This is a genomic window from Pseudomonas tremae (assembly GCF_023278125.1).
Lineage (GTDB): Bacteria > Pseudomonadota > Gammaproteobacteria > Pseudomonadales > Pseudomonadaceae > Aquipseudomonas > Aquipseudomonas tremae.
This window is the reverse complement of record NZ_CP066270.1, coordinates 3,439,398-3,462,952: the sequence shown is the minus strand read 5'-3', so window position 1 is coordinate 3,462,952 and position 23,555 is coordinate 3,439,398. Positions and strand designations below refer to the sequence as shown.

The 23,555-nt window shown below is 58.6% G+C and carries 24 protein-coding genes; 20 read left to right on the top strand and 4 right to left on the bottom strand.

From position 1 onward, the window contains the following. Positions 1 to 27 precede the first annotated feature (27 nt). The 7 genes from leuB (at position 28) to I9H09_RS15750 (ending at position 7,691) form a co-directional block, all read left to right on the top strand. Positions 28 to 1,110, top strand: a complete 1,083-nt coding sequence (gene leuB / locus I9H09_RS15780; protein WP_122347809.1) for a 3-isopropylmalate dehydrogenase — start codon at positions 28 to 30, stop codon at positions 1,108 to 1,110. 70 nt (positions 1,111 to 1,180) lie between these two features. After that, on the top strand, positions 1,181 to 2,293 hold the full coding sequence (gene asd / locus I9H09_RS15775; protein ID WP_005893731.1) for an aspartate-semialdehyde dehydrogenase: 1,113 nt from the start codon (positions 1,181 to 1,183) through the stop codon (positions 2,291 to 2,293). Between the two features lie 174 nt (positions 2,294 to 2,467). Then, positions 2,468 to 3,472, top strand: coding sequence for a 2-dehydro-3-deoxygalactonokinase (locus tag I9H09_RS15770; protein WP_122311834.1), 1,005 nt, complete (start codon positions 2,468 to 2,470; stop codon positions 3,470 to 3,472). Between the two features lies 1 nt (position 3,473). Further along, positions 3,474 to 4,109 (top strand): 2-dehydro-3-deoxy-6-phosphogalactonate aldolase, encoded by a 636-nt coding sequence (locus tag I9H09_RS15765; protein ID WP_122347801.1) that lies wholly within the window; start codon positions 3,474 to 3,476, stop codon positions 4,107 to 4,109. Between the two features lie 55 nt (positions 4,110 to 4,164). Next, positions 4,165 to 5,313 (top strand): galactonate dehydratase, encoded by a 1,149-nt coding sequence (gene dgoD / locus I9H09_RS15760; protein ID WP_005617237.1) that lies wholly within the window; start codon positions 4,165 to 4,167, stop codon positions 5,311 to 5,313. Between the two features lie 178 nt (positions 5,314 to 5,491). Continuing rightward, the gene (locus I9H09_RS15755) at positions 5,492 to 6,802 is read left to right on the top strand and encodes an MFS transporter (RefSeq protein WP_122347800.1); all 1,311 of its coding nucleotides are present in this window, start codon (positions 5,492 to 5,494) and stop codon (positions 6,800 to 6,802) included. Between the two features lie 79 nt (positions 6,803 to 6,881). Then, positions 6,882 to 7,691, top strand: coding sequence for an IclR family transcriptional regulator (locus I9H09_RS15750; RefSeq protein ID WP_122347799.1), 810 nt, complete (start codon positions 6,882 to 6,884; stop codon positions 7,689 to 7,691). A gap of 11 nt (positions 7,692 to 7,702) precedes the next feature. On the opposite strand, the gene I9H09_RS15745 is transcribed toward I9H09_RS15750, so the two are convergent. Further along, a complete protein-coding gene (locus I9H09_RS15745) occupies positions 7,703 to 8,755 on the bottom strand; it encodes an NAD(P)-dependent alcohol dehydrogenase (protein WP_005896937.1) in 1,053 nt (350 codons plus the stop codon). Between the two features lie 180 nt (positions 8,756 to 8,935). Between I9H09_RS15745 and I9H09_RS15740 the strand changes: the two genes are divergently transcribed. Beyond that, positions 8,936 to 9,841: an AraC family transcriptional regulator gene (locus tag I9H09_RS15740; protein ID WP_122347798.1), complete on the top strand. Its 906-nt coding sequence runs from the start codon at positions 8,936 to 8,938 to the stop codon at positions 9,839 to 9,841. A 49-nt stretch (positions 9,842 to 9,890) separates the two neighbouring features. On the opposite strand, the gene I9H09_RS15735 is transcribed toward I9H09_RS15740, so the two are convergent. Further along, on the bottom strand, positions 9,891 to 11,546 hold the full coding sequence (locus tag I9H09_RS15735; protein WP_122311831.1) for an electron transfer flavoprotein-ubiquinone oxidoreductase: 1,656 nt from the start codon (positions 11,544 to 11,546) through the stop codon (positions 9,891 to 9,893). 23 nt (positions 11,547 to 11,569) lie between these two features. Next, a complete protein-coding gene (locus I9H09_RS15730; RefSeq protein ID WP_122347797.1) occupies positions 11,570 to 12,001 on the bottom strand; it encodes a hypothetical protein in 432 nt (143 codons plus the stop codon). A gap of 56 nt (positions 12,002 to 12,057) precedes the next feature. Here I9H09_RS15730 and I9H09_RS15725 point away from each other — a divergent pair, with 56 nt between their 5' ends. From I9H09_RS15725 to I9H09_RS15685, 9 genes are all read left to right on the top strand, one after another. Next, positions 12,058 to 12,807: an electron transfer flavoprotein subunit beta/FixA family protein gene (locus I9H09_RS15725; protein ID WP_005896946.1), complete on the top strand. Its 750-nt coding sequence runs from the start codon at positions 12,058 to 12,060 to the stop codon at positions 12,805 to 12,807. After that, positions 12,808 to 13,737 carry an electron transfer flavoprotein subunit alpha/FixB family protein gene (locus tag I9H09_RS15720; RefSeq protein WP_005896948.1) on the top strand — a complete coding sequence of 310 codons (930 nt, stop codon included), beginning with the start codon at positions 12,808 to 12,810 and terminating at the stop codon, positions 13,735 to 13,737. It begins immediately after the preceding gene. Positions 13,738 to 13,856: 119 nt separating this feature from the next. Beyond that, a complete protein-coding gene (locus I9H09_RS15715) occupies positions 13,857 to 14,684 on the top strand; it encodes a substrate-binding periplasmic protein (protein ID WP_122347796.1) in 828 nt (275 codons plus the stop codon). 10 nt (positions 14,685 to 14,694) lie between these two features. Further along, positions 14,695 to 15,048 (top strand): DUF4398 domain-containing protein, encoded by a 354-nt coding sequence (locus I9H09_RS15710; protein ID WP_005896952.1) that lies wholly within the window; start codon positions 14,695 to 14,697, stop codon positions 15,046 to 15,048. Beyond that, complete coding sequence (locus I9H09_RS15705; protein ID WP_005896954.1) at positions 15,045 to 15,860, top strand: OmpA family protein; 816 nt, start codon at positions 15,045 to 15,047, stop codon at positions 15,858 to 15,860. The genes I9H09_RS15710 and I9H09_RS15705 overlap by 4 nt, the downstream gene beginning before the upstream one ends. Positions 15,861 to 16,076: 216 nt before the next feature. Beyond that, positions 16,077 to 17,516 carry an aminotransferase-like domain-containing protein gene (locus I9H09_RS15700; protein WP_122347795.1) on the top strand — a complete coding sequence of 480 codons (1,440 nt, stop codon included), beginning with the start codon at positions 16,077 to 16,079 and terminating at the stop codon, positions 17,514 to 17,516. A 113-nt stretch (positions 17,517 to 17,629) separates the two neighbouring features. Continuing rightward, positions 17,630 to 18,289, top strand: a complete 660-nt coding sequence (locus I9H09_RS15695; protein WP_122323466.1) for a translation initiation factor 2 — start codon at positions 17,630 to 17,632, stop codon at positions 18,287 to 18,289. Between the two features lie 95 nt (positions 18,290 to 18,384). Then, positions 18,385 to 18,642 carry a YkgJ family cysteine cluster protein gene (locus I9H09_RS15690; RefSeq protein WP_024669573.1) on the top strand — a complete coding sequence of 86 codons (258 nt, stop codon included), beginning with the start codon at positions 18,385 to 18,387 and terminating at the stop codon, positions 18,640 to 18,642. A 56-nt stretch (positions 18,643 to 18,698) separates the two neighbouring features. Continuing rightward, positions 18,699 to 19,304, top strand: coding sequence for an START domain-containing protein (locus I9H09_RS15685; RefSeq protein WP_005896963.1), 606 nt, complete (start codon positions 18,699 to 18,701; stop codon positions 19,302 to 19,304). Between the two features lie 78 nt (positions 19,305 to 19,382). On the opposite strand, the gene gltA is transcribed toward I9H09_RS15685, so the two are convergent. Next, the gene (gene gltA, locus I9H09_RS15680) at positions 19,383 to 20,672 is read right to left on the bottom strand and encodes a citrate synthase (protein ID WP_005896966.1); all 1,290 of its coding nucleotides are present in this window, start codon (positions 20,670 to 20,672) and stop codon (positions 19,383 to 19,385) included. 363 nt (positions 20,673 to 21,035) lie between these two features. Between gltA and sdhC the strand changes: the two genes are divergently transcribed. From sdhC to sdhA, 3 genes are read left to right on the top strand one after another with little or no spacing between them, the layout of a single operon-like run. Continuing rightward, positions 21,036 to 21,410 carry a succinate dehydrogenase, cytochrome b556 subunit gene (sdhC, locus tag I9H09_RS15675; RefSeq protein ID WP_024669574.1) on the top strand — a complete coding sequence of 125 codons (375 nt, stop codon included), beginning with the start codon at positions 21,036 to 21,038 and terminating at the stop codon, positions 21,408 to 21,410. Further along, positions 21,404 to 21,772, top strand: a complete 369-nt coding sequence (gene sdhD, locus I9H09_RS15670; protein WP_003382006.1) for a succinate dehydrogenase, hydrophobic membrane anchor protein — start codon at positions 21,404 to 21,406, stop codon at positions 21,770 to 21,772. Before sdhC ends, sdhD begins: the two co-directional genes overlap by 7 nt. A 3-nt stretch (positions 21,773 to 21,775) precedes the next feature. Beyond that, positions 21,776 to 23,548: a succinate dehydrogenase flavoprotein subunit gene (gene sdhA, locus I9H09_RS15665; RefSeq protein WP_005896972.1), complete on the top strand. Its 1,773-nt coding sequence runs from the start codon at positions 21,776 to 21,778 to the stop codon at positions 23,546 to 23,548. The last annotated feature ends 7 nt before the right edge of the window (positions 23,549 to 23,555 follow it).

The window sequence follows — 23,555 nt, the reverse complement described above, 5'->3', positions numbered from 1 at the left end:
ACGCCGATGCACAAAATCGAGGATGTTATGAGCAAGCAGATTCTGATTCTCCCAGGTGATGGTATCGGTCCGGAAATCATGACGGAAGCGGTCAAGGTGCTGGAACTGGCCAATGAAAAGTACCAACTGGGCTTTGAATTGACCCACGACGTGATCGGCGGTGCAGCCATCGACAAGCATGGCGTGCCGCTGGCCGACGAGACCCTCGACCGCGCACGTGCAGCCGATGCCGTCCTGCTCGGTGCAGTCGGCGGTCCGAAATGGGACACCATCGAACGCGACATCCGTCCTGAGCGCGGTCTGCTGAAAATCCGTTCGCAACTGGGCTTGTTCGGCAACCTGCGTCCGGCGATCCTTTATCCGCAACTGGCCGACGCGTCGAGCCTCAAGCCGGAAATCGTTGCTGGTCTGGACATCCTGATCGTTCGCGAACTGACCGGTGGCATCTATTTTGGCGCGCCACGCGGTACTCGCGTGCTGGATAATGGCGAGTGTGAGGCTTATGACACGCTGCCGTACAGCGAAAGCGAGATCCGCCGCATTGCCAAGGTCGGTTTCGACATGGCCATGGTGCGTGGCAAGAAGCTTTGCTCCGTGGACAAGGCCAACGTGCTGGCCTCCAGCCAGTTGTGGCGTGAAATCGTCGAGCAGGTCGCCAGGGACTACCCGGAAGTCGAACTCAGCCACATGTACGTCGACAACGCCGCCATGCAACTGGTACGAGCACCCAAGCAGTTCGATGTGATCGTCACCGACAACCTGTTTGGCGACATCCTGTCCGATCAGGCGTCGATGCTCACTGGCTCCATCGGCATGCTGCCGTCGGCCTCGCTGGATACCGCCAACAAGGGCATGTATGAGCCTTGCCACGGTTCGGCACCGGACATTGCCGGCAAAGGCATCGCCAACCCGCTGGCGACCATTTTGTCGGTGTCGATGATGCTGCGTTACAGCTTCAACCTGACCGATGCCGCCGACGCTATCGAAAAAGCCGTCAGCCTGGTCCTGGACCAGGGTATCCGTACCGGCGACATCTGGTCCGAGGGCCATGTCAAAGTCGGTACGCAGGAAATGGGCGATGCAGTAGTCGCCGCGCTGCGGAATCTGTAATCTCTCTGGCCCGCCGCCTGCTGTTCACGCGCAGAGCGGCGGTCCCACTTTTATTCAAGGTGTAGTTGCGATGAAACGTGTAGGTCTGATCGGTTGGCGTGGCATGGTCGGTTCCGTGCTCATGCAGCGGATGCGGGAAGAGCAGGACTTCGATCTCATTGAGCCGGTGTTCTTCACTACCTCCAACGTCGGTGGCCAGGCGCCTTCGGTGGGCAAGGATGTTGCGCCGCTGAAAGATGCCTACAGCATCGATGAGCTGAAAACCCTCGACGTGGTTCTGACCTGTCAGGGCGGCGACTACACCAATGAGGTGTTCCCCAAGCTGCGCGAAGCAGGCTGGCAGGGTTACTGGATCGACGCGGCCTCTAGCCTGCGCATGCAGGATGATGCCGTGATCGTGCTTGACCCGGTCAACCGCAAGGTCATCGACCAGCAACTGGACGCGGGCACCAAAAACTACATTGGCGGTAACTGCACGGTCAGCCTGATGCTGATGGGCCTGGGCGGTCTGTTCGATGCCGGTCTGGTCGAGTGGACGAACGTCATGACCTATCAGGCGGCTTCCGGTGCCGGTGCGCAGAACATGCGTGAGCTGATCAGGCAGATGGGCGCGGTACACGCCTCGGTGGCTGACGAGCTGGCCAACCCGGCCAGCGCCATTCTGGATATCGACCGCAAGGTGGCAGAAGCCATGCGTAGCGAGTCGTTCCCGACCGAGAACTTCGGTGTGCCCTTGGCTGGCAGCCTGATCCCGTGGATCGACAAGGCGCTGCCGAACGGCCAGAGCCGCGAAGAGTGGAAAGGCCAGGCCGAGACCAACAAGATTCTTGGCCGTTTCAAGAGTCCGATCCCGGTCGATGGTATCTGCGTGCGCATCGGTGCCATGCGTTGCCACAGCCAGGCACTGACCATCAAGCTGAACAAGGATGTCCCGATTGCGGATATCGAAGGCCTGATCAGCCAGCACAACCCTTGGGTGAAGCTGGTGCCGAACAACCGTGAAGCCAGCATGCATGAGCTGAGCCCGACGGCCGTGACCGGTACCATGAGCGTGCCGGTAGGCCGTCTGCGCAAATTGAACATGGGCTCGCAATACTTGGGCGCGTTCACGGTAGGTGACCAGCTGTTGTGGGGCGCGGCCGAACCGCTGCGTCGCATGCTGAGGATCTTGCTGGAGCGTTGATACTGCGGCTTTATACGAAACCCGCTGCCTGCGAGGGCAGCGGGTTTTTTATGGTCGACAGTTTTTACTTCTATGATTCCCTATATATGGGATTGAAATTTACATATTGAGATAATTGTAACAACAGGTTTATAGTCGTTCTGCACTCACTCCAATAAAACAACAGGTGAAGCAATGCAGGCGCAACTGATCGCACTCGATTGGGGGACGACTTCCCTTCGGGCTTATCGACTTGGCGAGCACGGCCAGGTGCTGGAACAGCGCGCGCTAAGCGCGGGCATCATGCAGTTGCCGACTACGCCGCGCCTTATTTCCGGGCAGCTGTGCAGTAACGGTTTCGATCTGGCGTTCAATCAGGCCTGCGGCGACTGGCTGGATGCCGAGCCCGAGTTGCCAGTGATCGCCTGCGGAATGGTCGGCAGCGCACAGGGCTGGCGAGAGGCGGCTTATCGGGAAACGCCTGCCAGCGTCAACGAGCTGAGTGCCGCCTTGCATACCGTGCGCAGCGCAAGTGGCGTTACCGTTCATATCATTCCCGGCGTGTTGCAGCGTGCAACCCTGCCCAATGTCATGCGTGGCGAAGAAACTCAGGTGCTGGGTGTGCTGGCCGGCCTAGACACTCAGGTTGATGGCCAGCCATTGCTGATCGGGCTACCGGGCAGCCATTCCAAATGGGTGCAGGTCGTTCGCGGACGCATCGTCCATTTCGACACCTTCATGACCGGCGAGGTCTATGCCGCCCTGTGTGCGCATACGATTCTGGGCCGCACCATGCAGCCTGGCGACGCGTTCGATGAGCAGGCCTTTGATCGCGGGTTGTCGATTGCCCTGTCGGATGCGGGCTCTGCCGGGCCGCTGTCCACCATTTTCAGTACCCGAACGCTCGGACTGACCGGGCAATTGCCCGCGAGCGCCCAGCCTGATTACCTTTCCGGCCTGTTGATCGGCCATGAGCTGGGCGCCATTGCCCGGCTGCATCTGCATAACCATGAACACCTGCCTGCAGTGATCCTGATTGGCAATGAGCTGCTGTGCGCGCGTTACGCACGAGGGCTGGTCGTCTGTGGGTTCCCAGGGGTGACATTGGCCGAGCAGGCGACCGAGCGCGGCCTGTGGCAAGTCGCTGTCCAGGCTGGCCTGATCGCGCGTCGTTCGTCCCAACACATTCGAGAGGTTTGACATGCTCAAGCAAGCATTGAAGGAAAACGGTCTGGTCGCGATTCTGCGTGGCCTGCGTCCTGAAGAAGCACCGGCAGTGGGCGATGTGCTGTACGAGGCCGGGTTTCGGGTCATCGAAGTGCCGCTCAACTCACCGCAACCGTTCGACAGTATCCGCTTGCTGCGCCAGCAACTGCCTGCCGATTGCCTGATCGGTGCCGGAACAGTGTTGACCCCCGAGCAAGTGACCCAGGTCAAGGATGCTGGCGGGCAGGTCATCGTCATGCCGCACAGCGATGCCAGGGTATTGCGTGCCGCCAAGGCCGCCGGACTGTTTCTATCGCCAGGCGTCGCGACGCCGACCGAGGCGTTTGCTGCGCTGGCGGAAGGCGCGGATGTGCTCAAGCTGTTTCCTGCAGAGCAGATGTCGCCTGCGGTGGTCAAGGCATGGCTCGCGGTCTTGCCGAAGGGCACGATCCTGCTGCCGGTCGGCGGTATCTCGCCCGACAACATGAAGGTGTTTCTGGACGCAGGGGTGAAAGGCTTCGGCCTCGGTTCCGGGCTGTTCAAACCCGGCATGAATGCTGCTGATGTCGCCGAGCGGGCCAAGGCCTATGTGGCCGCCTGGAAACAGCACAGCGCAGCGCATTCAGACTGACCGGCACTCTGGCTGCTTTAAACCAATAAGAGAATCAACAAGAGAAACCGCATCCATGAAAATCACCAAACTCACCACATTCATCGTTCCGCCGCGCTGGTGCTTCCTCAAGGTCGAGACCGACGAGGGCGTCGTCGGCTGGGGCGAGCCGGTGGTCGAAGGTCGCGCGCACACCGTGGCTGCCGCTGTGGAAGAGCTTTCCGATTACCTGATCGGCAAGGACCCGCGCAACATTGAGGACATCTGGACAGTGCTGTACCGCGGTGGCTTCTATCGTGGCGGCGCAATCCACATGAGCGCGCTGGCAGGTATCGATCAGGCGCTTTGGGACATCAAGGGCAAGGCGCTGGGAGTGTCGGTCAGCGACCTGCTTGGTGGCCAAGTGCGCGACAAGATACGTGTCTACTCATGGATTGGCGGTGATCGTCCTGCCGACACGGCGCGGGCGGCCAAAGAGGCGGTAGAGCGCGGTTTTACCGCCGTGAAGATGAATGGCACCGAAGAGCTGCAGTTTCTCGACACTTTCGACAAAGTCGACCTGGCATTGGCCAACGTTGCTGCTGTGCGTGACGCGGTGGGACCGAATGTGGGCATTGGCGTGGATTTCCATGGCAGGGTTCACAAGCCGATGGCCAAGGTGCTGATGAAAGAGCTGGATGCCTACAAGCTGATGTTCATCGAAGAACCAGTGCTCAGCGAGAACTACGAAGCACTGAAAGAGCTGGCGCCGCTGACCAGCACGCCCATTGCACTGGGCGAACGGCTGTTCTCGCGCTGGGACTTCAAGCGCGTGTTGAGCGAAGGCTACGTTGACATCATTCAGCCTGATGCGTCCCACGCGGGCGGCATCACCGAGACCCGCAAGATCGCCAACATGGCCGAAGCCTACGACGTCGCGCTGGCGCTGCATTGCCCGCTGGGACCGATTGCGCTGGCCGCCTGCCTGCAGCTGGACGCGGTTTGTTACAACGCCTTTATTCAGGAGCAGAGTCTGGGTATCCACTACAACGAAAGCAACGATCTGCTGGATTACGTCAAGCATCCGGAAGTCTTCGACTACGACAAAGGCATGGTCAAGATTCCCAATGGTCCGGGCCTTGGCATCGAAATCAACGAAGAGTACGTCATCGAGCGCGCCGCCATCGGCCACCGCTGGCGCAACCCGATCTGGCGCCACGCGGACGGCAGTTTTGCGGAGTGGTAGGGCGACTCCATGATCGTGCACACGCTCTTCGTTCAGCGTTTTATACAAGTCGGCTTTTGATTCTGGTCTTCGGCCAGAAGCCAATCTATGGGCTTCTCAGGACTTATGTATAACGCTGAGCGCGCAGCGTGGGAACGAGAGTTCGCCAAATAATAAATCCAACAAGAGGCTACATTCCATGCGCACTCGAACTATGGAAGGTGCAGCATCGCTGGTAACGCCGTCCCGCAAGCGTTTCTTTATCATGGTGCTGCTGTTCATCACCGTGGTGATCAACTATCTCGATCGCAGCAATCTGTCCATCGCGGCGCCAGCGCTGACCGCCGAACTGGGTCTTGATACGGTGCATGTCGGGTTGATCTTTTCCGCCTTCGGCTGGACCTATGCCGCCATGCAACTGCCCGGCGGCTGGCTGGTTGACCGTGTGCCGCCGCGCATCCTTTACACCGCTGCGCTGCTCCTGTGGTCCATTGCCACCATCATGCTCGGTTTCGCCGCCAGCTTCATCGCGCTGTTTGTGCTGCGCATGGCCGTCGGCGCGCTGGAGGCGCCAGCCTATCCAATCAATAGCCGGGTGGTGACCACCTGGTTCCCAGAGCGCGAGCGCGCCACGGCCATTGGCGTCTACACCTCGGGCCAGTTCATCGGCCTGGCGTTCCTGACGCCGATACTGGCCTGGCTGCAGGCGCATTACGGCTGGCACATGGTGTTTGTCGTTACGGGCGGGGTCGGCGTGCTGTGGGCGTTGATCTGGTACATGGTGTATCGCGAGCCGCGTGACTTCAAAGGGGTCAATCAGCAGGAGATCGACCTGATCAAAGACGGTGGCGGTCTGGTAGATATCCAGCGCGACGTCGAAAAACAGAAGCAGGGTTTCAGCTGGATGGACCTGGACATCGTACTGAGCAAGCGCAAGCTGTGGGGTATCTATCTCGGGCAGTTCTGTCTGAATTCCACCTTATGGTTCTTCCTTACCTGGTTCCCGACCTACCTGGTGAAATACCGGGGCATGGACTTCATAAAATCCGGCCTCTTAGCATCATTGCCATTCCTGGCGGCGTTTGTCGGTGTGTTGTGTTCAGGCTTCTTCTCCGACTGGCTGATCCGCCGTGGCCATACGGTAGGCTTCGCCCGCAAGCTGCCGATCATCGCCGGCCTGCTGATTTCCACGTCGATCATAGGTGCCAACTTCGTTGACTCGACGCCGCTGGTCATTGCCTTCCTGGCGTTGGCGTTCTTTGGTAACGGGCTGGCCTCGATCACCTGGTCGCTGGTCTCGACCCTGGCTCCGGCGCGCCTGTTGGGCCTGACCGGCGGTACCTTCAATTTCATCGGCAACCTGTCGGCCATCGCCACGCCGATCGTGATCGGTTTTCTGGCGTCGGGCGATTCGTTCGCGCCAGCGATCACCTATATCTCGATGCTGGCGTTGTTGGGAGCGCTGTCCTACATCCTTCTGGTAGGAAAAGTCGAACGTATCGAGCTCTGATGTCGACGTCTGCGGACGCTGGCGACGATAATGCCGCCAGCTTTCGATCCGAATCCTTTCTGTCCGAGCAAGGCCTTTCATGCACAACGACTTACTCCCCGCTGAACCTCTCACCAGCAAAGCGCTGGCCCCGACCGGCACCCAGACCCTTTTACGCGGGCTGGGTGTGGTTCAGGCGGTGGCCGGGGGCGCACGCGACCTGAAGGAAATAGCCCGGTTGATTGGCACTACGCGCAGCACTACCCATCGGCTGGCCAGTTGCCTGGTCGATGAGCGCTACCTGCGCGTGGTGCCGCAGGTGGGTTACCTCCTTGGGCCTAAGCTGATCGAACTGGGTTTTCAGGCTCGTGAGGAAGTGCCATTGGCGATGCTTGCACGCCCATACCTCGATCAACTCTCGGAACTGACGGGCGATACCGTGCATCTGGCTGTGCGGGAAGGGGACGACGTGCTTTACCTGCACAAGAATCCTGGCCGCAACGGCCCGGAAATGCGCTCGAGGGTCGGGCACCGCATGCCACTGGTGCGAACCGGTATAGGCAAGGCATTGTTGCTGGACAGTGCGCAATCGGAATGGCAGCGGCTGTACGAGGTCAGCATGCCGGCGTCAGGCAGGAACCCGCTGTGGCCTGCGCATGAGCAGCAAACCTGGGCGCAATTGCAAGCGCGAAGGGAAGAATACGTTCAAGGAGGTTATGCGTTTGATCTTGAGGACAACGAACCGTCGATCCGGTGTGTCGCCGCTCCGGTACGTGATGCCAGCAAACAGATCGTTGCCGGCATCAGTGTTGCCAGTACCGTGCCTTACATGCCGCTTGAGAAGATGGCCGAGCTGGTCCCGCTGATCAAGAAGATTGCAGCGGAACTCTCGGCCGATCTCGGCGGCTGATCGGCGACGGATCAGGCCTTTAGTGTGGCCATGTCGATTACGAAACGGTATTTCACGTCACCGGCCAGCATGCGCTCGTAGGCTTCGTTGATGTTACGGATATCGAGCATTTCGATGTCGCAAGTGATGTCGTTCTCGGCACAGAAATCCAGTACTTCCTGGGTTTCGGCGATACCACCGATCAGCGAACCGGCCAGTACGCGGCGGCTCATCACCAGATTGGCAGCGTGGACTGGCGGCTCGACCGGCTCGATCAGGCCGACCAGGATATGCACGCCATCAAAGCGCAGCGTTTCCAGGTAGGGGTTCAGATCGTGCTGCACCGGAATGGTGTCAAGCAGGAAGTCGAAATGCCCGGCAGCGGCTTTCATCTGTTCGGCGTCAGTAGACACGATCACATGATCGGCACCCTGGCGGCGGGCTTCCTGAGCCTTGGCTGCGGAACGGGTAAACAGAGTGACTTCAGCGCCCATCGCCTTGGCAAACTTGATGCCCATGTGGCCCAGGCCACCCATGCCCAGAATGCCGACCTTGTCGCCAGCCTTGACGCCGTAGTGCTTGAGTGGCGAATAGGTGGTGATGCCTGCGCAAAGAATCGGCGCAGCAGCGGCCGGGTCGAGCTTCTCTGGAACGCGAACGACGAAGTGCTCGGCGACCACGATGCTGTTCGAGTAGCCGCCCATGGTGTTGCTGCCGTCCACGCGGTCTGGCGTGGCGTAGGTCATGGTCGGGCCTTCCAGGCAATACTGTTCGAGATCCGATTTACAGGCCGAGCACTCGCGGCACGAGTCGACCATGCAGCCGACACCGACCAGATCGCCAACCTTGTACTGGTTGGCGTTGGCGCCTGTAGCAGTGACGCGACCGACGATCTCATGGCCGGGCATCAGTGGGTAAACGGCAATGCCCCACTCGTTGCGCGCCTGGTGGATGTCGGAGTGGCAGACGCCGCAGTAGAGGATTTCGATGGCAACGTCGTCAGCGCGCGGAGCGCGACGTTCGAAGGTCATCGGGGCGAGGGGGGCGGTAGCTGACTGAGCGGCGTAACCGATAGCTGTGTACATGTATGACCTCGCAAGGTGTAACGAAATAGAGGCGAGCCATTGTCCAGATGCGCGCCCGTCACGGCTATGGTGAATCCTCCGTGTTTAATGCCTATTTCTCCGGGCTAAAAATTGCGTGTCAGCTACGAGGCTTAAATCTGCGATGATACGGCTGTCTATTACTCTGTCGGCCTGCTCCCCATGTCGCTTGCGTTTCCCTCTGCTGGCAATGCCACGCTCGTCTCCCTGATCAAGCCTCTGGCTGTACGCCCTGGCTTTGTTGCAACCTTTCTGCCTGAGGTTCGTGTCCTGTCAGCCTTCGGTTACGTGGCCAGCAGCCCGCAGATCTACGAGCCCAGCCTTATGATTGTGGTGCAAGGCAGCAAGGTTGCCTGCCTGGGGCCGCGCACCTTTGAGTACGGTACCGGGCATTACCTGATCCAGGCGCTTTCGGTGCCGTTCAAGTGTGAAACCTTCGCCACGCCTGACAAACCGCTCTACGGCGTTTCGGTCGCCATCGACCGGGTGCTGCTCGGTGAGCTGGTGCAGGCAATGGGCCCTGCGAGCGAGCAGGACAGCCAGTTACAGACCCCCGAATCCATGACCTCGGTTGTGATCGACACTGCAATGCGCGACAGCGTCGAGCGTCTGTTGCGCTGTCTGCACGACCCGCTCGAGTGCCAGGCGATGGGGCAATCACGGATTCGTGATGTGCTTTACAGCGCGCTGCGAGGACCGCAGTCAGGTGTATTGCGCGCGCTGGTCGAGCAGCAGGGCCAGTTCGCGCGAATTGCCTCGGCGGTCAATTACCTGCATGAGCATTATGATCATGCGCTGAACGTCGATACCCTGGCACGCTGCGCAAACATGAGCACCTCGACCTTTCACGAGCACTTCAAGCGCAGCACGCTGTTGTCGCCGGTGCAATACCTCAAGCGCCTGCGCCTGCTCAAGGCTCAGCAATTGCTGGTCGCCGAAGGCCTGAATGTGGCACAGGCTGCACTCAAGGTCGGTTATCAGAGCGCTTCGCAGTTCAGTCGTGAATACAAACGCTACTTCGAACGCAGCCCGGGTGAGGAGAGCAGCCACCTGCGTGTACCCGCCTGAAACGAAAAAAGCCCCAAAAGGGGCTTTTCCGTTATCGGTTTGCTGCTGACTACATGTTCGGGTAAGTCGGCCCGCCAGCGCCTTCCGGGGCGACCCAGGTGATGTTCTGCGACGGGTCCTTGATGTCACACGTCTTGCAGTGCACGCAGTTCTGCGCGTTGATCTGAAAGCGTTTCTCGCCATCCTCTTTGGTGATGACTTCGTAAACGCCTGCCGGGCAATAGCGCTGCGCGGGCTCGTCGTACAGTGGCAGGTTCCTGCTGATCGGGATGCTCGGGTCGGTCAGCTTGAGGTGGCAGGGTTGTTCCTCTTCATGGTTGGTGCTGGAGAGGAATACCGAACTCAGCTTGTCGAAACTGAGTTTGCCGTCGGGCTTCGGGTAATCGATTTTCTTCGAGTCTGCCGCCAGCTTGAGGCAGGCGTAGTCTGGCTTGGTGTCGTGCAGGGTGAACGGCAGCTTGCCACCGAAGATGTTCTGATCGATGAAGTTGAATGCGCCACCCTTGATGGCGCCGTATTTGTGAATCGCCACGCCGAAGTTGCGGCTGGCGAACAGCTCTGCATGCAGCCAGCTGGCCTTGAAGGCATCGACGTAGGAGGTCAGCACATCGCCGCCTTCATTGCCGGCGAACAGGGCGTCTGCCACTGAGTCGGCAGCGAGCATGCCGGATTTCATTGCCGTGTGGCTGCCTTTGATCTTGGCGAAGTTCAGTGTGCCCAGATCGCAGCCGATCAAGGCGCCGCCAGGGAAGACCATCTTCGGCAGCGAGTTCAGGCCACCCTTGGTAATCGCACGTGCGCCATAGCTGATGCGCTTGCCGCCTTCGAGGTACTGTTTGACGACCGGGTGATGCTTGTAGCGCTGGAATTCGTCGAACGGCGACAGGTAAGGGTTGCTGTAGGACAAATCTACGATCAGGCCGACCACCACCTGATTGTTCTCCAGGTGGTACAGGAAAGAGCCGCCCGGGTTGGCGTCGTCCAGTGGCCAGCCTGCGGTGTGTACCACCAGACCCTGTTCGTGTTTCGCAGGGTCGACTTCCCAGATTTCCTTGAGGCCGATGGCGTAATGCTGCACATCGACTTCGTTATCCAGGTCGAAACGCTTGAGCAGTTGCTTGCCGATGTGACCACGGCAGCCTTCGGCGAACAGCGTGTACTTGGCGCGCAGTTCCATGCCGGGGGTGTACAGGCCTTCTTTGGGATTGCCTTCGCGGTCGACGCCCAGATCGCCGGTGACGATACCGCGTACCACGCCGTTTTCGTCGAACAGCGCCTCTTGGGCGGCGAAGCCCGGGTAGATCTCCACACCCAGGTTCTCGGCCTGTTGGGCGAGCCAGCGGCACAGGTTGCCGAGAGAAATGATGTAGTTGCCATGGTTGTGCATGGTCTTGGGAACGAAAAAGTCAGGAATTTTCCGGGCTTTTTCAGCATCGTTCAGTACATAGATGTCGTCGCGCTTGACCGGCGTATTGAGCGGCGCCCCCAATTCCTTCCAGTCAGGGAACAGTTCGTTGAGCGCGCGCGGCTCGAACACTGCACCGGACAGAATGTGAGCCCCCACTTCAGAGCCTTTTTCCACCACGCAGACGCTGATTTCCTTCCCGGCTTCAGCGGCCTTCTGTTTAAGGCGGCAAGCGGCAGAAAGCCCGGAAGGGCCGGCTCCGACGATAACGACGTCGAATTCCATGTATTCGCGTTCCACAGGCTATCTCCTACTCTCAAGGCTCACGGTGTTTTTATGGGGCGCTGCTTTATGAGTCGTTGCGCGCTGACGTATGGGGTGTTGGACACCGCCCGTCTTTTAATGGCACGCATTATATCTACACCACTGTGCGGGTCCAATACAAACGTTTGTTTGAATCGGCCGCAGCCCTGATAAATCAAAGACAGCAGACCCATGACTGGCCGATTTGGCGTATTGACCGGAAAAGGCGTTGCGGTCAAGATACGGGCGGTTTTGCGTTTGCCGTAGGCTAAAAACAGGTTCAGGCGAATCTTCAAAAAAGCATCAGGCAGGCGCGGTGCAGGTACCGCTCCATGTCGCACGGCGCATTTTACACATACCGCCGCTGCTTGACGGCTGCCCCCGGCTTTTATGGCGCGTTTCAGCGTTGCGCCACTGGCCTGCACCCGTACGATTGCTTGTTGAGGACACATATATCGATCGCCTGGTGTTGCCGGGCGACTTCTTTTCACCGGAGAGTGAGGAATCCATGAAGGTTCTTGTAGCTGTCAAACGAGTGGTCGATTACAACGTCAAGGTTCGCGTCAAGGCGGACAACTCCGGCGTCGATCTGGCCAACGTCAAAATGTCGATGAATCCTTTCTGCGAAATCGCTGTTGAAGAAGCGGTGCGCCTGAAGGAGAAGGGCGTCGTGACAGAAATCGTGGTCGTTACCATCGGCCCGACCACTGCTCAGGAACAACTGCGCACTGCTCTGGCGCTGGGTGCAGACCGCGCCGTACTGGTCGAGTCCGCCGAGGAACTGACCTCGCTGGCCGTTGCCAAGCTGCTCAAGGCCGTTGTCGACAAGGAGCAGCCGCAATTGGTCATCCTCGGCAAGCAGGCTATCGACAGTGATAACAATCAGACTGGCCAGATGCTGGCTGCCTTGAGCGGCTATCCGCAAGGCACATTTGCTTCGAAAGTCGAAGTGACCGGCGACAAGGTTGCGGTAACCCGCGAAATCGACGGCGGTCTGCAGACCGTCTCCCTGAGCCTGCCAGCCATCGTGACCACAGACCTGCGTCTGAACGAGCCACGTTACGCCTCTCTGCCCAATATCATGAAGGCCAAGAAGAAACCGCTCGAAGTGCTGACGCCTGACGCGCTGGGCGTTTCAACGGCTTCGACCAACAAGACCCTCAAGGTCGAAGCGCCGGCTGCACGCAGCGCAGGCATCAAGGTCAAATCGGTGGCTGAACTGGTCGAGAAACTGAAAAACGAAGCGAAGGTAATCTAAATGACGATCCTGGTTATCGCTGAACATGACAACGCGACCGTAGCCCCGGCTACGCTCAATACGGTGGCTGCTGCCCAGAAGATCGGTGGAGAAATCCACCTGCTGGTGGCTGGGTCAGGCGTTAGCGCCGTTGCCGAAGCCGCGGCCAAAATTGCTGGTGTGGCGAAAGTGCTGGTGGCTGACAACGCCGTTTATGCGCATCAGTTGCCGGAAAACGTAGCGCCACTGGTGGTCGAGCTGGCTGCAGGCCACAGTCACGTTCTTGCCGCTGCAACCTCGAACGGCAAGAACATCCTGCCTCGTGTTGCTGCGCAGCTGGACGTGGACCAGATTTCCGAAATCGTTTCGGTGGTTTCGGCTGATACGTTCACTCGTCCTATCTACGCCGGTAACGCGATTGCCACTGTGCAATCCACCGCTTCGGTCAAGGTCATCACGGTACGTGCCACCGGTTTCGATCCGGTTGCTGCCGAGGGTGGTTCCGCCACCGTCGAAGCAGTGTCGGCTGCTCACGATGCTGGCAAATCGAGTTTTGTTGGCGAAGAGCTGGCCACGTCCGATCGCCCTGAGCTGACCGCAGCCAAAATCGTCGTTTCCGGCGGTCGCGGCATGCAGAACGGCGATAACTTCAAGCATCTGTATACCCTTGCCGACAAGCTCGGTGCGGCAGTTGGTGCTTCCCGTGCCGCGGTCGACGCCGGTTTCGTACCCAACGACATGCAGGTCGGTCAGACCGGCAAGATCGTCGCCCCGCAGCTCTACATTGCGGTCGGTATTTCCGGCGCGATCCAGCATCTGGCCGGCATGAAGGATTCGAAGGTGATCGTCGCGATCAACAAGGACGAAGAGGCGCCGATCTTCCAGGTGGCCGATTACGGTCTGGTAGCTGACTTGTTCGAAGCCATTCCCGAGCTGGAGAAGCTGGTTTAAGCCAGACGCATCCACTATAAAGAAACCCGTTCCGTTCGGAATCGATGTATCGCCAGCGTGATTGCGGTACACCGGCCCGGCCTGAGCGGGTTTTTTATTGATTTTCATAAGGACTGTTCATGGCGTATTTCCGGCGGCTGTCTTCGCTTGTTCTCGGGCTGGTCATGCTGCCGACACTCGCATCGGCAGCAGGCAAATGCGAGCGTCTGATCGTGACTGGCAGCCCCGATGCGCCTCCCTACCTGTGGCGTGATCCTGACGAGCCGCGGCATCTGATGGGCGCCAATGCTGATCTGTTGACTCAGGCGGCGAGCGAGCTGGGCGTCAAGCTCGAGTTTCTCTACGGCGGCAAGCGCAGCCAGGCGCTGGAGGAGGTGCGGACCGGGCGTATGGACATGCTGGCCGACGCTCCCTTGAATACCGCTCAGCTCGAATTCCTCGACTATATTCATCCGCCGGTTGTGCAGAACGACATCATGGTCTGGACACGTCGTGATCATGCCCTGCCGTTCAATGCCGTCGGCGCGCTGCAAGGTCATCCTGGCGCCATGTCGGAAAAGACCCGGTTGACGCCGTTGTTTGAGGATATGGCCAGACAGCATCTGACGCTGGAGCGCCTGCCAGGTCTGACGGCGGCTTTTCAGAAGCTGGCGTTGGGCGATACCGATTATGTGCTCGCCGGGCGCTACGCAGGGATGGTCATGGTGCAGACGCTGGGCCTGTCTGCAGACCTTATCGCTCAGCCTGAGCCGGTTGATACGCCCGGTTTTTACCTGGCGTTGTCGTTCAACTCGGCCTGCAATGATCCATGGTTGCGCGGACAGCTGGCGAAAAAGATGACAGAATCTTCGGCCTCCGGCCTTGCGGGCGAAGTGATCAAGCACAACCTGGAGCTGTGGAAAGCCCAGTTATTGCAACCTGCCAATGCCAGCGCCCCAAACAAGTAGGAATGTTTTTGTGAGTATTCGTTTTTCAGTTGCCTTCATGGCAATCGCCACGCTGGCCGGATGTGCCAGTGATCCTGTGCCCTCCGAGCAATTCAAGTTGACCGAGCAGGCGCTGGAGCAGGCCAAGGCGGTTGGCGCGAGCGACGACCAGCCAGAGATGGCAATTGCTCTGGCACGGTTTGCCGAGGCCCGAGCTTCGATGACGAGCCACGCCTACAAGGACGCGCGAATGAAAGCCGAGCAGGCCGAGCTCGATGCAAGGCTGGCCGAAGCGCGTGTGCTGACCCTCAAAAGCCAGGAGCAGGTCACTCAGTTGAATACTCGCCTCAACCGCTTGCGCAAGCAGCTGGGAGAGGCGCAATGAACCGTTTTTCGCGTGTCTTGAGTGTGGGTCTGCTGCTGGGCTCGGCCGGGCTTTACGGGTGTGCCGGTCATCAGGACAGTGGTCAGGCTTTGCAGCAAGCCAGCGCCGATTTTCAGAAGGTCAAGGAAGACACCGACGTGCTGCGCAGCGCTCCCAAGGATGTGATTCGTGCCGGGGAATCCCTGGCCCGCGCCGAGCGGCTGACCAGTTATCTGGGCAGCGGTGCCGATGTGAGCCATTACGCTTATCTAAGCAGTCGCTACAGCGAAATCGCTCGTGAGCACAGCAACCTGATGCTGAGTCAGGAGCGTCTGGTAAAAATGGACATGGAGCGTCAGCGCATGCAATTGGCTTTGCGTGAAGCCAAGCTGGCCAGCGCCCAGCAGCAAGGGCGCTGGCTGGAAGACCAGATCCTCAGTCTGGCCACTACCCAGACTGATCGCGGGCTGGTCATGACCTTGGGCGATGTGCTGTTTGACGCAGGCCATGCCGAGCTGAAGAACTCGGCCAGCCGCACCATTCTCAAAGTCGTGCAGTTCCTACAGATCAATCCGCGCCGCGTGGTCAGAATCGAGGGTTACACCGACAGCACGGGTGATCGTCAGGAGAATCTGAAGCTCTCGAAAGACCGTGCCCAAGCTGTCGCAGACGTGCTGATAGACCTGGGAGTGGATGAAAAGCGTATTCAGGTTGAAGGCTACGGCCAGCAATTCCCGGTAGATGCCAACACTTCCGAACGCGGGCGTGCGCAGAACCGACGCGTCGAAATTGTGTTCTCGGACGAGAAAGGCCAGTTGGGCGCTGCTCGCTGACACGACGTTCAACAAAAGACCCGATGCTGGAAACAGCCTCGGGTTTTTTAAGCCTTAAATTTCTTGAGTCAGGCGCTGTCGACCGCGTTTATTTTCACGCAGCCAAAGCGATCACTGGCCGAATCGCAAACTGTTCCCGTACACTTCGGGGCAGTGCCGGTTTTTACCAATCTGTATCTTTAAAATAATAAATCACCGGTCTTTTCGAGGCTGCGTATGACCAATCTTTTGCTCTATCAGCGTATCGCTCAGCAATTGGCTGAAGACATCCGCCGCGGCGTGTACCAGCCTGGCGAGCGCGTGCCTTCGGTTCGCAAGATGAGTTCGCAGCTCAATGTCAGCCATGCGACGGTTTTGCAGGCGTATGCGAACCTTGAAGATCAAGGCTTGATACGTGCGCGTCCGCAGTCCGGTTACTACGTTCACCAGACTCCGGCGCTGACCGCTTCGACGCCTGACATCGCGCGTGTCGAGCGGCCGGGGCTGGTCACCCGCAGCAGTATCATTCAGCAGGTCCTTGAAGAGTCGCGCCGCGAGGGCGTTTTCGCGTTGGGAGCGGCGGTGCCGCATGTTGACTATTTACCGGTTCGTGCGTTGCACCAGCAGTTGGCCAAGGTCACGCGGTTTCACAGCCCGCGCGCGTTCAGTTACATGTTCAGCCCAGGGTTCGAGCCATTGCGCAGGCAAGTGGCTATCCGCATGCGCGACGCGGGCGTGGTGGTTGATCCTTCCGAGGTGGTCATTACTCATGGCTGTGTCGATGCATTGCAAATGGCTTTGCGGGTACTTACCCGGCCCGGCGACCTGATCGCCGCCGAATCGCCTGCGTATTACGGTTTGTTGCAGCTCGCCGATCTGCTGGGTCTCAAAGTCATCGAAATTCCCAGCGATCCGGCTACCGGCATCAGCCTTGAGGCCTTGCAGCTGGCGGCCAATCAGTGGTCGATCAAGGCGCTGGTGCTGACCTCGCGCCTGAGTAACCCCTTGGGCGGCACCATGCCCGAAGAGCGGCAGAAAAACCTCCTGCGTCTGGCCTCGGACTTCGATATACAGGTGGTCGAGGACGATGTGTATGGCGAGCTGATGTTCGAGGTCGGTCGAACCAAGGCGCTCAAGGCGTTTGATCGGCTGGGCAGGGTGGTCTACTGCTGCAGCTTTTCCAAGACACTGTCGCCAGGCGTGCGCGTCGGCTGGATGATTGCTGGCAAGTATCAGGCAGAAATTCAACGCCTGCAGACCTTCAGTACCCATTCGGCGTGCAGCGTCACACAGATGGGTATTGCCGCCTACCTCGAGAACGGTGGTTATGACCGGCACCTGCGTTTCATTCGTCTCGAGTATCGGAAGAACCTGAGCGCCTACCAGCTCGCCGTACAGCAGTTTTTTCCGGAAGGGACGCAGATGAGTCGTCCGGCTGGTGGCTTTATTCTGTGGGTCAGCCTGCCGGGCAGGGTCAATACTCAGGAGCTACATGTGCGGGCGCTGGAGCAGGGCATCAGCATCGCGCCCGGCCTGATCTTCAGTAACACTGAACAGTTCAATCACTGCATACGCCTCAATTGCGGCATGCCTTGGAACAAGGAAGCGGAGCGGGCGCTGATGACGTTGGGGCTGCTGGCCAAACAGTTGTGTCACGAGACTGTTCCAGTCTATTGAGTGACAGACGCTTTTTTTGGCAATTCTTCGGAACTCTTGTCTTGTCACCGTGGCCTCAAAAGGACAGCATATGTTTCTTTTTGGCGTTGCCACTTCTTGTCTGATTTCTGCCTATGAATGCGTTTCGTTGTATCGGGTTGTTCATTCTGGTTCTGCTGAGCGGTTGCGATGCTCAGGACCCACCCGTGCCCAAGCCAAAGACCGAAGCAGCCGCTCCGGCACCTGCTGCATCCAAAGCGATCGCAAGTAAAAAAGATACTGAGCCTGCTGCGTCGGTGACTGAGACCATATTGCCTAAAGTGCCGGACTCCATGCATGAACTTATGCCGGGCGTCCCTGTGGTCCCAGTGGTGGTCGGCAAAGAGTCCAGTGCACCATCTGCTGCTCAGATCCACAAAGCGCCTGTCTCCGGGGCTGACAAGTCGTCGTCGAAAGCTGCCGTTGCCAAGGCTGCGGTGGCCAAACGAGAGGCTTCCGTCAGTAATCGCAAGGCCAGCAAGCAGCCCAAGGCCAAGGACGTGCGAATCAAATCGCCCAGGCTTGACCTGAGCCTGCCCCCCGAGCTGGTCAAAGAGCTTGAGCCGCCAGCCAATGTCATCACCGGCAAGCGCAAGCCCAAGCCCTTGTTGCCGCAGATGTTCGGTGACTCTCCTGGCGCCAGTCCTTTCGAACTGGAAGGCCGGTTGCTGACCAATGAGATGCAGCTGCAGATGCGTAACGACAACCGTCGTGACGTTGAAGGCGCAGCACTGGATTTCAAATTCAAGCAGTAAGCCCTGCGTATCGTCCGATACGGCGTTTTCAAACCGGCATTTCGGCGGTTACTATCCTTCCTGTTTTTTCATATTTCCAATAAGGGTTTCGGGTCATGGACTGCCGTTCTGATTGTGGTGCGTGTTGCATCGCGCCTTCCATCACGTCACCCATACCGGGTATGCCCCAGGGGAAGCCTGCCGGCGAGCGGTGTCTGCACCTGTCGGTGGAGCTGTTATGCGCCTTGTTCGGGATGCCTGAGCGTCCTGCCGTCTGCAGTCAGTTCAAGGCGGCGGAAGACGTCTGCGGTATCGATCAGGCGGACGCCATTCGCCTTATTGGCTGGTGGGAAAAAGCGACTGCCGTGGCTTGAAAAGTTTTTTGTGAGCGCTAGCGCTTTGTCGGAACGTTAAAACAAGGAATAAAACAATGAGTCCGCTGTATCGCATGGCTGTTGCTTGTGGTCTGACTGTAATGCTTGTCGGTGTAGCGCAGGCTGAGGACTGGAAGGTCGTCAAGGACGAGGACGGTATCAAGATATCTCTGAGTGATGTGCCCGGGTCTGATTACAAGGCTTACCGGGGTGTTGCGGTGATCAACGCCAGTGTGGGCAAGTTGCGTGCACTTCAGGAGGATGTGGTGGGTGCCTGCGCGTGGATTCATGAGTGCAAATTGCAGAAGATACTCAAGCATGAAGGCGACAAGACCTGGACTTACAGCCAGTTCAATACGCCTTGGCCGGTAACGCCCCGCGATTCGGTTTTGCTGGTTACGACGCTGGAGGGCGCTGACGGCAGTGTCACGCGGACGCTTGAAGAGCAACCGAAATACATTCCGGAAGAAAAAGGCTTTGTTCGCGTCGCGGAGGTCAAGGGCTTCTGGAGGATGGTCCCTAAAGGCCCTCAGCAGACTGAAGTGACCTATCAGGTGCATACAGAGCCAGGCGGCAGTGTGCCATCTATGCTGGCCAACAAGTTCGTTGTCGATGCGCCGTTCAATACCCTCAAGGCGCTCAGAGACAGGGCTGCGCAGTAATTCAAAGCCCGGTACGAAAAGAATACATACAAAAAAAGGGCTGCCCACTGGCAGCCCCTTGTTTTTTGCAGGTAACGCCTACTTGCGGTCTTGCAGCGGGACGATATCGCGTTGCACGTCGCCGGTATAAAGCTGGCGTGGACGACCGATCTTGTAAGGGCTGGAGAGCATTTCCTTCCAGTGCGAGATCCAGCCGACGGTCCGCGCCAGAGCGAAGATCACGGTGAACATGCTGGTCGGAATGCCGATGGCCTTGAGGATGATGCCCGAGTAGAAGTCGACGTTCGGGTACAGCGAGCGCTCGATGAAGTATGGGTCGGTGAGGGCGATCTCTTCGAGGCGCATGGCGAGCTCGAGCTGAGGATCGTTTTTGATGCCCAGTTCCTTCAGGACTTCGTCGCAGGTCTGCTTCATCACGGTGGCACGAGGGTCGCGGTTCTTGTAGACGCGATGGCCGAAACCCATGAGCTTGAACGGGTCGTTCTTGTCCTTGGCCTTGGCAATGAACTTGTCGATGTTGGATACATCGCCAATTTCATCAAGCATGGTCAGTACCGCCTCGTTGGCGCCGCCGTGAGCCGGGCCCCAGAGCGCGGCAATGCCGGCCGCGATGCAAGCGAACGGGTTGGCGCCAGAGGAGCCGGCCATGCGCACGGTGGAGGTGGAGGCATTCTGCTCGTGATCGGCGTGGAGGATGAAGATCTTGTCCATCGCCTTGGCCAGTACCGGGCTGATCGGTTTGATCTCGCACGGGGTGTTGAACATCATGTGCAGGAAATTCTCGGCGTAGCTGAGGTCGTTACGCGGGTACATCATGGGTTGCCCCATGGAGTACTTGTAGACCATCGCTGCCAGGGTCGGCATCTTGGCTACCAGGCGCACTGCCGAAATTTCGCGGTGCTGCGGGTTATTGATGTCCAGCGAGTCGTGATAGAACGCAGAAAGGGCGCCGACTACGCCGCACATGACGGCCATCGGGTGGGCATCGCGGCGGAAACCGTTGAAAAATGTCTTGAGTTGCTCGTGAACCATCGTGTGGTTCTTGACCACGGCCACAAACTGGGCTTTCTGTTCGGCGGTCGGCAATTCGCCGTTGAGCAGCAGGTAACAGGTTTCGAGGTAATCGGACTGCTCGGCCAGTTGTTCGATAGGGTAGCCGCGGTGAAGCAGGATTCCATTGTCACCATCGATGTAGGTGATCTTCGACTCGCAAGATGCCGTGGACATGAAGCCAGGGTCAAATGTGAAGCGGCCGGTGGCGGTCAGTCCGCGTACGTCGATCACGTCCGGACCCACTGTACCGGTCAGAATTGGCAGCTCGACGGGGGCTGCGCCCTCGATGATCAACTGCGCTTTTTTGTCAGCCATGTGGCCTCCTATTTATGCTTCAAATCATCAGACAGGCCCCCCACGCAGGGCCCGCATCACTATAGTGAGATAAATTCTAAAGTCAATTTGCCTAAAGTCATGTTCCGCAAGGCCCCGGCCGGGGATTTTTCACGGCTGTTTACTGCCGTTTACGCCTTTTGTCCCGCTAACGCAATGCGCCATTCGCGGTAAGTCTGCGCGTTGTCATTAGCGCCCTAACTGTCTATACTCGGCGTCCGACCGCCAGAGGCTTTTTGGCCTGTTTCAAGGGGGTCGTCACTTCCTGGGTGGTGGGTACCTGACCAGTGCACTTCCCAACAACTTGCCCTGATTGTTAGGGGCTCTTCAGTGTGAAAAAAAGCCGTGAATAGCCAACGACCTGTAAATCTAGACCTAAGGACCATCAAGCTCCCAGTCACCGCTTACACGTCCATCCTTCACCGCATCTCCGGTGTCATCCTCTTTGTCGGTATTGCAATCATGCTGTATGCAATGGACAAGTCGCTGGCGTCCGAAGAAGGGTTCGGTGAAGTCAAGGCGTATATGACCAGTCCGCTGGCCAAGCTGGTCATCTGGGGACTTCTTTCTGCCCTGCTGTACCACATGGTGGCCGGTATTCGTCACCTGATCATGGACTCCGGGGTAGGCGAGACGCTCGAGGGCGGCAAGCTGGGCTCCAAAATCGTCATCGCGGTTTCCGTGGTGCTGATTCTTCTGGCGGGAGTATGGATATGGTAACCAACGTCACGAACCTGTCGCGTTCGGGTCTCTACGACTGGATGGCGCAACGCGTCTCCGCCGTCGTGCTCGCGGCTTATTTCATATTCCTGATCGGCTACATGGTCTTTCATCCGGGTCTGAGTTACGCCCAATGGCATGATCTGTTCGCACACAACGGAATGCGTATCTTCAGTCTGCTGGCGCTTGTTGCCCTTGGCGCTCACGCCTGGGTCGGCATGTGGACCATCGCGACCGACTACCTGACGCCGATGGCGCTGGGCAAGTCCGCGACTGCCGTACGTTTCCTGTTCCAGGCTGTATGCGGCGTTCTGATGTTCGCTTACTTCGTCTGGGGCGTGCAGATTCTTTGGGGTATCTGATCCATGGCTAACATTAATGCGCTTTCGTTCGACGCCATCATCATCGGTGGCGGCGGTGCAGGCATGCGCGCTGCACTGCAACTGGCTCAGGGTGGTCACAAGACTGCCGTAGTCACCAAGGTCTTCCCGACCCGTTCGCACACTGTTTCCGCCCAGGGTGGCATCACCTGCGCAATCGCTTCGGCCGATCCGAACGATGACTGGCGCTGGCACATGTACGATACCGTCAAAGGCTCCGACTACATCGGTGACCAGGACGCTATCGAGTACATGTGTTCCGTAGGTCCGGAAGCGGTCTTCGAGCTCGAGCACATGGGCCTGCCGTTCTCCCGTACCGAGCAGGGCCGCATCTATCAGCGCCCGTTCGGCGGTCAGTCCAAGGACTTCGGCAAAGGCGGTCAGGCTGCCCGTACCTGTGCTGCGGCCGACCGTACCGGTCACGCCCTGCTGCACACCCTGTATCAGGCCAACCTCAAGGCTGGCACAGTATTCCTCAATGAATACTACGCAGTGGATCTGGTGAAAAACCAGAATGGCGACTTTGTCGGCATCATCGCCATCTGCATCGAGACAGGCGAGACCTCTTACATCCGTGCTCACGCTACCGTGCTGGCAACTGGCGGTGCAGGTCGCATCTACTCGTCCACCACTAATGCCCTGATCAACACCGGTGACGGTATCGGCATGGCGCTTCGCGCTGGCGTGCCGGTACAGGACATCGAAATGTGGCAGTTCCACCCAACCGGCATCGCCGGCGCAGGTGTACTGGTCACAGAAGGTTGCCGCGGTGAAGGCGGTTACCTGATCAACAAGCACGGCGAGCGTTTCATGGAGCGTTATGCGCCGAACGCCAAGGACCTTGCAGGTCGTGACGTGGTCGCGCGTTCCATGGTCAAGGAAATCATCGCCGGTAACGGCTGTGGTCCTGATGGCGACCACGTGATGCTCAAGCTCGATCACCTGGGCGAGGAAGTGCTGCACAGCCGTCTGCCAGGCATCATGGAGCTGTCCAAGACCTTTGCCCACGTCGACCCTGCAACTGCTCCGATTCCCGTGGTTCCAACCTGCCATTACATGATGGGTGGTGTTGCTACCAACATTCATGGTCAGGCAATCACTCAGGATGCGGCTGGCGTCGACCAGATCATCCCGGGCCTGTTCGCCGTAGGTGAAGTGGCTTGCGTATCCGTACACGGCGCAAACCGCCTGGGCGGCAACTCGCTGCTCGACCTGGTGGTGTTCGGTCGCGCTGCAGGTATCCACCTGGAGCAGGCATTGCGTGAAGGCGTTGAATACGCACGTGCTTCGCAGTCCGACATCGATGCTGCTCTCGCGCGTCTTGCCGGCCTGAACGAGCGTACCACTGGCGAAGACGTTGCCACCCTGCGTAAAGAGCTGCAGAGCTGCATGCAGAACTACTTCGGTGTGTTCCGTACCGGCGAATACATGCAGAAGGGTATTGCTCAGCTGGCTGACCTGCGCGTGCGCATCGCCAACGTCAAGATCAACGACAAGAGCCAGGCATTCAACACCGCCCGTATCGAAGCGCTTGAACTGCAAAACCTGCTGGAAGTTGCCGAAGCTACGGCGATTGCCGCAGAGAATCGTAAAGAGTCCCGCGGCGCTCACGCCCGTGAAGACTTTGAAGATCGCGACGACGAGAACTGGTTGTGCCACACCCTGTATTTCCCGGGTGACAAGCGTGTAACCAAGCGTGCCGTGAACTTCTCGCCGAAGACTGTTCCGACTTTTGAGCCCAAGATTCGGACTTATTAAGGGGTGA